This window comes from Methylobacter sp. Wu8, assembly GCF_036440755.1.
Lineage (GTDB): Bacteria > Pseudomonadota > Gammaproteobacteria > Methylococcales > Methylomonadaceae > Methylobacter_A > Methylobacter_A tundripaludum_A.
On record NZ_JAZGVT010000010.1, the window covers coordinates 1 to 8,624 of the forward strand.

Here is an 8,624-nt window from a genome sequence, read left to right on the forward strand (position 1 = left end):
TAGGAACGTGCATGAAATAACCTGAGCAAGTTTTATTTTTCATTTTTTAACCATGAAGGACATGAAGCGGCATGAAAGGTTTAAGTCTTCATGCTCTTCATGGTAATTGCCTAAATTAAGTTATGCACGACCCTTAGCGCAGGTTACAGCGCTTTTTCTTAACAAATCAACCCGCCAACCGCTGCCGCCATTCGGCGACTTTCAGCCTCAACTCATCGTCATTAATCGTCGTCAGATGGCGCTGCTTTAGCAGGCGTTTGCCGGCCACCCAGACATCGGTCACCTGCTGACGGCTGGCGGCGTAGACAATCTGCGAAACCGGGCAATAGACCGGCTGGGTCTCCAGGTGCGATAAATCAACCGCAATCACGTCGGCGGCTTTGCCGATGCTTAACGAGCCGATTTCATTTTCCAAGCCCAAGGCCTTGGCGCCATTGATAGTCGCCATACGCAACGCAGTCATCGCCGGAATGGCGCTGGGGTCACCGGCAATGGCCTTGCCGAGCAGCGCCGCGGTGCGCATTTCGCCGAACATGTCCAGGTCATTGTTACTGGCCGCGCCGTCGGTGCCCAACGCCACATTGATGCCTGCCGCGATGCATTTGGCGACCGGGCAAAAGCCGCTGGCCAGTTTTAAATTGGATTCCGGGCAATGCACGATATGAGCGCCTGATTCCGCAAACCGGGCGATTTCGTCATCGGTCAATTGGGTCATGTGTACCGCAATGAACGACGGATCGATCAGGCCGAGGTCATACAAGCGTTGCAATGGCCGCTGTCCGGTTTTTTCCTGCTGCTGTTCGATTTCGTGCAGCGTTTCATGCACATGAATATGGATCGGCAGCTCCAGTTCATCGGCCAGGGTTTTGATTTTTTGCAGCGGTTCGTCCGACACCGTGTACGGCGCATGCGGAGCAAACGGCGTCGAAATCAGCGGGTGGTGCCGCAGCCGGTCATGCACAGCCAGGCCTTTTTCAATATAGGCTTCGCAGTTTTCGGCCCAGACGGTCGGAAGGTCAGTGACGATCAAGCCGACGCAGGCGCGTATGCCGTGATGGTTCGCCTGCGTCGCGGTAATTTCAGGGAAAAAATACATGTCGTTGAAGCAGGTCGTACCGCCCCGGATCATCTCCGCTATCGCCAGATCGCTACCGTCTTTGACAAACGCCTCGTTCACCCATTTTTGTTCCAGCGGCCAGATATGGTTTTCCAGCCAGTCCATCAGATGCAAATCGTCGGCAATGCCGCGCATTAACGTCATTGCCGCATGCGTGTGGCTGTTGATTAAGCCGGGCAGCAGGGCGTGGTTTTCCAGGTTTTCTGTCGTCGTACCCCGGTATTGTTGTTTGGCAAGTTCGGTCGGCAGCAGATCGACAATCCGGCCGTTATCGACGACCAGCGTATGGTGTTCATAGGTTACGGATTCGGGCTCAACGGGTATAATCCAACGAGCGTGGATGAGGGTATCGACAACTGTCATAAGGCATTCCTGTGTGGGTTGCCAAATTATAACTTTTTACCATTAATATTTTGATAAAAATGGCCTGGGAAAAATGACTATGCGAAACAACGAAACCGTACAAGCCTTGGAATGGACCGGCAATACTTTAAAAGTGCTGGACCAGCGGCAATTACCGGAAACAATCGTTTACGATGAATATAAAGACGCCGCCGGCGTAACCGAAGCGATTGCAACCATGCGCGTCCGCGGCGCGCCGGCCATCGGCATAGCCGCTGCATACGGTGTGGTGCTGTCGGTGCGCAAGCAATATGCCCAGTCCAATCAATGGCGGCAAAAAGTCACGGCCGATATAGATAGGTTGGCAAAGTCCAGGCCGACGGCGGTCAATCTGTTTTGGGCCTTGAATCAGATGAAGGCCGTACTGGCCAAACAGCTGGATAATCCATTGGCGGCTATCCTGGCTTGTGCGGAAAAAATCCATCGTGACGATATTGCCGCGAATCATAAAATGGGCGAGTTGGGGGCCGATATTCTGGCAGGCGCCAAAGGCGTAATGACGCACTGCAACGCCGGAGCCTTGGCGACAGGCGGTTACGGCACGGCGTTGGGCGTCATCCGTAGCGCTTATCAACGGGAACGGATTAACGTCTATGCGGGCGAAACCCGCCCCTGGCTGCAAGGCGCAAGATTGACCGTTTGGGAATTGGCGCAAGACGGCATCCCGACGACGCTGATTGCCGATTCGGCGGCGGCATGGCTGATGAAATCCGGCGCGATCGATTGGATCGTGGTCGGCGCGGACCGCATTGCCGCCAATGGCGATGCGGCAAACAAAATCGGCACCTATTCCCTGGCCGTGTTAGCTAAACGGCACGGCGTAAAGTTGATGGTGGTAGCGCCGACTTCGACGATAGACTGGAGTATCGACAACGGCGATCAGATAGAGATTGAACAACGCAGTCAGAACGAATTATTGCCTGCCTGTTATCTCGAAGAGGATTCACTGGTCAGTGCCTGGAACCCTGTTTTTGACGTGACCCCGGCGGAACTGATTTCGGCGATCGTGACCGAACGTGGTGTGGTATTGAATCCTGCCGAGCAGGGCGTGAGAGGTTTAAAAAATGCAATTTGATAAAAAAGGCAACAACCCGGTACTGGCGGTAGGCTATCTGTTTAAAGGTCTTGCGTTACTAAGCAGACCGGAATTGCGCAAATTCATCGTTATCCCTATGCTGATCAATGTGGTGCTGTACAGCGTAGCCTTAACCTTGGGCTACTTTTACATTTCGGATTTGATCGATCAATTCATCCCCGGCTGGCTGCATTGGCTGAGTTGGATATTATGGCCGTTATTCTTTATCAGCTTTTTTATAGGCGGATTTTTCACCTTTACGGTATTGGCGAACCTGCTGGCTGCGCCTTTTTACGGCAAGTTATCGGCAAAAACGCTGGCAATGGTAACCGGGGCGAGCGTGGCAACCGCCGAACAGCCGTTGCCCAAAGTCCTTGTTGCGGAAACCAAGCGTATCGGCTATCTGGCGACCAGAGCCCTGCCGCTGCTGATATTGTCGATTATTCCCGGCATCAATGTAATCGCGCCTTTGTTATGGGCGCTGTTCGGGGCCTGGGGTATGGCGCTGGAATATCTGGCTTATCCGCTGGAAAATCAGGGCGTGTTGTTTTCCGAGCAGAAAGAGCTGGTCAAAAGTGTCAGGCTGGGCGCATTAAGCTTTGGCGGCTTGGCGGTGCTGGGGTTGACCGTTCCGGTGCTGAATATCATCGTCGCCCCGGCGGCGGTGATTGGCGCTACGCTTTATTTTAATGAGATTAAGCGGGATTGAGTTGAAAATGGCAAAGTGCTATACCAATGCACTTTATTAAAAGGTGTCTATTTGCATTGCTGATTTTTGCGTTATGTAACTTAAGTGGTTACAATTTGGCGCATGATTAAAAGCTTTACGCACAAAGGCTTGGAAAAATTCTTTGCTACTGGCAATCAAAGCGGTATCCAGGCAATTCATGTCAAACGCTTGCGCTTAATTCTGGCGTTATTGAATGATGCCAATCAGTTGACTGACTTGGAGTCTCCCGTCTTGCGCCTACATCGATTGAAAGGCAACCTTGAAGGCTTTTGGTCTGTTACAGTGCAAGCGAATTGGCGGGTTATATTTCGTTTTGAGGACGGCAATGCGTATGTTGTCGATTATCTGGACTACCATTAACGAGGCATATTAATGCGAATGTACAATCCCCCGCATCCGGGCGAAATACTTTATGAACTCTGGTTGCAACCTTTAAATTTGACCATTACCCAAACAGCCCAAAAGCTGAATGTCACCCGAAAAACCGTTTCCGCGTTGGTCAATGGCAAAACGGGTGTTAGCCCTGAAATGGCTTTACGGCTGGAGTTGGCATTCGGCAAAAGCGCCGAATCGTGGCTTGCCGCTCAATCGGCTTATGATTTGTGGCAACTGGAAGCAAAACGTGAAAGCTTGGGCGTTCATCGCGTGGCGGCTTAAGTCAGGTTGGGCATGATGTTTGTGCCTGATATTTATTTACATTAAATGTCGGGCAACGAAAAGCTGTTGCCTGACCTACGGAACTATATGACCAATATTGAGTTTGATGTAGACGATTTTTTCTCTCGGATCGATTTTGATGCGATCGAAGATTCGTCGAACAAGATCGCCGAGTGCGAATATTTTCTTGGCTTGGCTTCTGCGGAGAAAGATCGAACACAATTTCGCTGGTTAATCAGCGCCTTCTTTGGTGCGGCATACAGTTTTTTTGAAATGAGCGCGCTTCGCGCATACTTCGCGTTCACCGCCCCGGACACTGGCGACCCGATAGAGGACGATGAAGCCTTGGGTATTCTTCGCAACTATGTAGACGTTAAATTAAACAAAAGAAAACCGTTCCGCGTGGATACCAACGGAAAACATGTGGTGACAAAAGAGCTGTATGAGTGGAGACGCGAAAACACGCACCACTTTCCGCTATCCATCATGGCGTCTGGCTCTTCTCTTCCAGAAGATTTCCAGTTCGGAAGAATGAAGGGCGAGGGAATCCCTGTACTCGCTTTTTGCCGCGGGGCAATGTTACTAATTCGGCAGGTACAGCGCGAGTTGGATGCATGAGTTAAACATCAGCCATGTAGTGACGTACCCTACATGACGTATGACTATATTGTTAATTACCGGAGTTTTCCGCATGGAACAGATTATTAATCTTCATATTGAAAAACTACCTGAAGGCGTTTATTTAGCCACCTCGGACGATATTTCCGGCTTGATCGCCCAAGGACGGACAATAACCGAAACTTTGGAAATTGCGCGTGACGTAGCCAAGAAGCTTCTTGAGGCGCAAGCCGAGCATCATCAACTTTCCAATCTCAAGCAAACTGAGGATTCATTCGATTATCCGTTGGTTGTGGGCAGCTAAATGGGACAGTTGGGTGGTTTTTGTTATCGTGAAATCGTCAAGCGATTAAAGCAATTAGGCTTTCAATTCGACAGGCAGGCAGCAGGTAGCCACGAGATTTGGTACAACCCAAGCACCAGCCGCTATACAACGATACCCAACCATCCGGGCGATATGCCTGAAGGCACTTTGCGTGCAATTTTGAAGCAAGCGGATATTTCCGTCACCGAGTTTTTAGCTCGATAGAAAAGCGTGGCTGAGTAGGTTGCCTCTTTTCGAAACTCAACAGATTAATCAAGCTTTAGCCATAAAACCAAATGAAATTCGCCATTCAAGTTAACGCTAGCCCGTACCAGTCCAATGCCGGGTATACCGCGCATCAATTTATCAAAGCCGCATTGGCAGCGGGGCATGAAGTGTTCCGGGTGTTTTTTTACCAGGACGGCATTTACCATGCGTTCAAATACGCCACGCCGCCGGATGACGAACTCCAGTTCACCGCGCAATGGAGCGAGCTGGCAAGACAGCATCGGATTGACTTGGTAGTGTGCATTTCCGCCGCCCAACGGCGCGGTTTGTTATACCACGACGAGGCCAAGCGGCAGGGCAAGCAGGATAACGATCTGGCCGACGGTTTTCGCATTTCCGGTTTGGGACAGCTGGTTGAGGCCACGTTGGAAGCCGACCGCTTTATCGTATTCGGGTGAGAGCATGAACCTAAAAACAGCCCATTCTCCGAAATTATTCCCAAATTCCGTTCCCCCTTCGACAAGCTCAGGGCGAACGGGATTTGGGAGTGCTCAACTGTAGTTTTTAATATGAAGCGTTATTTATTTGTATTGCGCAAGCCGCCGCACAGCGGAGCCCAGGTTCAGGAAATGCTCGACATTATTTTGACTACCGCCGCGTTTGACCAGCACGTCAGCATCTTGTTGCTGGACGACGGCGTGTTTCAGCTGAAAAACGGGCAGAATCCTGAAAGCGCGGGCATGAAAGATACCGCAGCCATTTTTAAGGCGCTGGAAATCTACGATGTTAACGACATCTACGTCGAAGTGGAGTCGCTGCAGGAACGCGGCCTAAAGCCGGGCGGCTTGTGTTTGCCGGTGCAGGAGTTTTACCGGAAAGATATTGCCGGGTTGATGAAGCGGTTTGATGTGGTGTTTGCTGGGTAGGAGATTTTATATCACCACGAAGACACGAAGAGCACGAAGAAAAGCCAAGATAAAAAACTTCGTGCTCTTCGTGTCTTCGTGGTGTTATTTTTTAAACTTCTTATCCAGTCAGCTTCTTATACTTCAACCGATGAGGGTTATCCGCATCGCTACCCAAGCGGCGATGACGGTCGGCCTCGTAATCTTCATAGTTACCCTCAAACCAGACCACGTTACTGTCGCCTTCAAACGCCAGCATGTGCGTGGCGATTCTGTCCAAAAACCAACGGTCATGCGAAATAACCACGGCGCAACCGGGGAAGGCCAGCAGCGCTTCTTCCAACGCGCGCAGGGTTTCAACGTCCAGGTCGTTGGTCGGTTCGTCGAGCAGCAGCACGTTGCCGCCGGTTTTAAGCAGCTTGGCTAAATGCACGCGGTTGCGTTCGCCGCCGGAAAGATCGCCGATACGTTTACCCTGGTCTGCGCCCTTGAAGTTGAAACGGCCGACATAAGCCCGTGACGGCGTTTCGTACTTGCCGACGGTAATCAAGTCCAGCCCGTCGGAAATTTCATCGAACACGGTTTTCTTTGGGTCCAGGTCGTCGCGTAACTGGTCGACATAGGCGAGTTGAACGGTTTGCCCCAGCGTTAACGAGCCCGAATCGGGCTGGTCGACACCGGCCATCATGCGGAACAGCGTGGTTTTACCCGCGCCGTTCGGGCCGATAATGCCGACGATGCCGCCGGGCGGCAGTTTGAAACTCAAGCCGTTGAATAACAGCTTGTCGCCGAAAGCCTTGCTGATGTTGTCGGCCTCGATCACCACGTCGCCCAAACGAGGTCCGGGCGGAATATAAATTTCCTGGGTCTCGTTGCGTTTTTGCACGTCGGATGAAGCCAGTTCTTCAAAGCGCGCCAAGCGAGCCTTGCTTTTGGCATGGCGGCCTTTGGGGCTGGAACGCACCCATTCCAGCTCTTCTTTCATGGCTTTTTGGCGGGAAGATTCCTGTTTTTCTTCCTGCAACAGTCGGTTGCTTTTTTGCTCCAGCCAGCTGGAGTAATTGCCTTCCCACGGGATGCCGGAGCCTCTGTCGAGTTCCAGAATCCAGCCGGCCACATTGTCCAGGAAGTAACGGTCATGGGTTACCGCAACCACGGTGCCGGGGTAATCGTGCAGGAACCTTTCCAGCCAGGCGACCGATTCCGCGTCCAAATGGTTGGTCGGCTCGTCCAGCAGCAGCATGTCGGGGTTGGACAGCAATAACCGGCACAGCGCCACGCGGCGCTTTTCACCGCCCGACAATTTTGTGACATCGGCGTCCCAATCCGGCAGTCGCAACGCGTCGGCGGCGACTTCGAGCTTGCGATCCAGATTATGGCCGTCGCAGGCGTTGATAATGTCTTCCAGGCGCGCCTGATCGGCGGCCAACTTGTCGAAATCGGCATCGGGCAGCGCGTAAGCCGCATAGACCTCATTCAGCTGGTCCAAGGCGGTTTTGATTTCCGCGACCGCTTCCTCGACATTGCCGCGCACGGTTTTATTGGGATCGAGTTGCGGCTCCTGCGGCAGGTAGCCGATCTTGATGCCTTTGAGCGGGATAGCCTCGCCTTCGATTTCCTTGTCGATGCCCGCCATGATGCGCAGCAGCGTCGATTTACCGGAACCGTTTAAGCCCAGTACGCCGATTTTTGCGCCGGGAAAAAAAGACAGCGAGATGTCCTTGAGAATGTATTTTTTGGGCGGAACAATCTTGCCGACCCGGTTCATTGAATAGATGTATTGCGCCATGGTGTTTAGTCAGTCAGTTTAAGGTTGCTAGTGCCCGCTATTATTCCATGTTATCCGGTAATTTTTAAGCGTTGATGCCGGGCGGATTTATTCGGCCGTGCCAAAAAAATGACAAAACGTCATGAAGCAAGTCGCTTGGATTTTAATATTGAAATAACTCATTGTTAAATAATATAAATAAATAAATGGCATTCTTTGTGCTTTAAGGTAGGCAAGCTGGATGACTTTTTTAAAAAATACAGAAAACAGTAATTCGGCAAAACGTAACTATTTCGAATACTTCTGAATATAGCGTTTTGTCCGACTGATTTTTTAGGGTAAGCCATGCTGGTAATAAAAAGGTAATTTCTGTTAGTGGGGGACAAAATCCTTCATTACACTAAAAATAAAGTCAATATTATTTTAGGAGAAGCTTCATGGCTCAATATATCAATACCAATATGAGTGCGCTGACCGCGCAACGTAATTTAAACAAATCACAAGCCGCCGGTATGCAAGCTATGGAACGCTTATCCTCCGGTTTGCGTATCAACAGCGCGAAAGATGACTCGGCCGGTCTGTCGATTGTCGAACGTATGTCGGCGCAGATCAAAGGCCTTAATCAGGCGGTGCGTAACGCCAACGACGGTATTTCCATCGCCCAGGTGGCTGAAGGCGGTTTGGGCGAAATGAGCACCATCCTGCAACGGATGCGCGAGTTGGCCGTACAGTCCGCCAACGACTCCAACAGCGACACCGACCGCACCTCTATCCAGAACGAAGTCAAATCGCTTTACGATGAAATTGACCGGATTTCCGC

General features: G+C 51.2%; 11 protein-coding genes and 1 pseudogene. 10 read left to right on the forward strand and 2 right to left on the reverse strand.

What is annotated here, in order from left to right; translation table 11 throughout:
* Window positions 1-166: 166 nt before the first annotated feature.
* Window positions 167-1,480 (reverse strand): TRZ/ATZ family hydrolase, encoded by a 1,314-nt coding sequence (locus V3O24_RS00215; protein WP_331305589.1) that lies wholly within the window; start codon window positions 1,478-1,480, stop codon window positions 167-169.
* 73 nt (window positions 1,481-1,553) lie between these two features.
* On the opposite strand from V3O24_RS00215, the gene mtnA reads away from it, so the two are divergent.
* From mtnA to tusC, 9 genes are all read left to right on the forward strand, one after another.
* Window positions 1,554-2,594: an S-methyl-5-thioribose-1-phosphate isomerase gene (mtnA, locus tag V3O24_RS00220; protein WP_331305591.1), complete on the forward strand. Its 1,041-nt coding sequence runs from the start codon at window positions 1,554-1,556 to the stop codon at window positions 2,592-2,594.
* Window positions 2,584-3,303 carry a sulfate transporter CysZ gene (cysZ, locus tag V3O24_RS00225; protein ID WP_331305593.1) on the forward strand — a complete coding sequence of 240 codons (720 nt, stop codon included), beginning with the start codon at window positions 2,584-2,586 and terminating at the stop codon, window positions 3,301-3,303. The genes mtnA and cysZ overlap by 11 nt, the downstream gene beginning before the upstream one ends.
* Window positions 3,304-3,405: 102 nt before the next feature.
* Complete coding sequence (locus tag V3O24_RS00230; protein ID WP_331305594.1) at window positions 3,406-3,684, forward strand: type II toxin-antitoxin system RelE/ParE family toxin; 279 nt, start codon at window positions 3,406-3,408, stop codon at window positions 3,682-3,684.
* A 12-nt stretch (window positions 3,685-3,696) separates the two neighbouring features.
* The gene (locus tag V3O24_RS00235; protein WP_331305596.1) at window positions 3,697-3,981 is read left to right on the forward strand and encodes a HigA family addiction module antitoxin; all 285 of its coding nucleotides are present in this window, start codon (window positions 3,697-3,699) and stop codon (window positions 3,979-3,981) included.
* 87 nt (window positions 3,982-4,068) lie between these two features.
* Window positions 4,069-4,599, forward strand: a complete 531-nt coding sequence (locus V3O24_RS00240; protein ID WP_331305597.1) for a hypothetical protein — start codon at window positions 4,069-4,071, stop codon at window positions 4,597-4,599.
* A gap of 73 nt (window positions 4,600-4,672) precedes the next feature.
* Window positions 4,673-4,903 (forward strand): type II toxin-antitoxin system HicB family antitoxin, encoded by a 231-nt coding sequence (locus tag V3O24_RS00245; protein ID WP_292432799.1) that lies wholly within the window; start codon window positions 4,673-4,675, stop codon window positions 4,901-4,903.
* Complete coding sequence (locus tag V3O24_RS00250) at window positions 4,904-5,128, forward strand: type II toxin-antitoxin system HicA family toxin (RefSeq protein WP_331305600.1); 225 nt, start codon at window positions 4,904-4,906, stop codon at window positions 5,126-5,128.
* 71 nt (window positions 5,129-5,199) lie between these two features.
* The gene (tusD, locus tag V3O24_RS00255) at window positions 5,200-5,589 is read left to right on the forward strand and encodes a sulfurtransferase complex subunit TusD (RefSeq protein ID WP_331305601.1); all 390 of its coding nucleotides are present in this window, start codon (window positions 5,200-5,202) and stop codon (window positions 5,587-5,589) included.
* A gap of 111 nt (window positions 5,590-5,700) precedes the next feature.
* Entirely contained in the window at window positions 5,701-6,057 is a 357-nt protein-coding gene (gene tusC / locus V3O24_RS00260) for a sulfurtransferase complex subunit TusC (RefSeq protein ID WP_104422676.1), read from the forward strand.
* 100 nt (window positions 6,058-6,157) lie between these two features.
* Here the strand turns inward: tusC and ettA are convergent, their stop codons facing one another.
* Window positions 6,158-7,825 carry an energy-dependent translational throttle protein EttA gene (gene ettA / locus V3O24_RS00265; RefSeq protein ID WP_331305603.1) on the reverse strand — a complete coding sequence of 556 codons (1,668 nt, stop codon included), beginning with the start codon at window positions 7,823-7,825 and terminating at the stop codon, window positions 6,158-6,160.
* A gap of 416 nt (window positions 7,826-8,241) precedes the next feature.
* On the opposite strand from ettA, the pseudogene V3O24_RS00270 reads away from it, so the two are divergent.
* A pseudogene (locus tag V3O24_RS00270) lies at window positions 8,242-8,624 on the forward strand (flagellin); the annotation flags it as partial.

Excerpts from the sequence above, each read along its gene's own strand:
- tusC (WP_104422676.1), top strand. The coding sequence starts at position 5,701 with ATGAAGCGTTATTTATTTGTATTGCGCAAGCCGCCGCACAGCGGAGCC.
- cysZ (WP_331305593.1), top strand. The coding sequence starts at position 2,584 with ATGCAATTTGATAAAAAAGGCAACAACCCGGTACTGGCGGTAGGCTAT.
- mtnA (WP_331305591.1), top strand. The coding sequence starts at position 1,554 with ATGACTATGCGAAACAACGAAACCGTACAAGCCTTGGAATGGACCGGC.
- V3O24_RS00245 (WP_292432799.1), top strand. The coding sequence starts at position 4,673 with ATGGAACAGATTATTAATCTTCATATTGAAAAACTACCTGAAGGCGTT.
- ettA (WP_331305603.1), bottom strand. The coding sequence starts at position 7,825 with ATGGCGCAATACATCTATTCAATGAACCGGGTCGGCAAGATTGTTCCG.
- V3O24_RS00215 (WP_331305589.1), bottom strand. The coding sequence starts at position 1,480 with ATGACAGTTGTCGATACCCTCATCCACGCTCGTTGGATTATACCCGTT.
- V3O24_RS00240 (WP_331305597.1), top strand. The coding sequence starts at position 4,069 with ATGACCAATATTGAGTTTGATGTAGACGATTTTTTCTCTCGGATCGAT.
- V3O24_RS00230 (WP_331305594.1), top strand. The coding sequence starts at position 3,406 with ATGATTAAAAGCTTTACGCACAAAGGCTTGGAAAAATTCTTTGCTACT.
- tusD (WP_331305601.1), top strand. The coding sequence starts at position 5,200 with ATGAAATTCGCCATTCAAGTTAACGCTAGCCCGTACCAGTCCAATGCC.
- V3O24_RS00250 (WP_331305600.1), top strand. The coding sequence starts at position 4,904 with ATGGGACAGTTGGGTGGTTTTTGTTATCGTGAAATCGTCAAGCGATTA.
- V3O24_RS00235 (WP_331305596.1), top strand. The coding sequence starts at position 3,697 with ATGCGAATGTACAATCCCCCGCATCCGGGCGAAATACTTTATGAACTC.